1 protein-coding gene is annotated in these 275 nt (G+C 65.8%); it reads right to left on the bottom strand.

The window, feature by feature from the left end; all coding sequences use genetic code 11:
- Positions 1 to 275, bottom strand: a 275-nt coding sequence (locus ACR6JA_RS23405; RefSeq protein ID WP_494599947.1) for an MFS transporter, incomplete at both ends; no start/stop codon positions are given.

Raw genomic sequence — 275 nt, forward strand, 5'->3', positions numbered from 1 at the left:
ATCATGTACCACAGCACGCCCCAGATGATGCCCAGCAGGCCGGTGCTGACGAACACCATGTGCCAGCCGTAGTGGTGCTGCAGCCAGGCCAGCACCGGCGTCAGGAACGCCAGGCCGACGAACTGGCCCGAGGTGTAGAAGCCGATGGCGGTGGCCCGTTCCTTTTCCGGGAACCAGGTCGTGACGACGCGGTTGTTGATCGGATAGGCCGGGGCTTCCAGCGCGCCCACGGCCAGGCGCAGCACGAACAGGATCACGAAGCTGCCGGCAAAGCC

The organism is Cedecea sp. B1(4) (genome assembly GCF_059414925.1).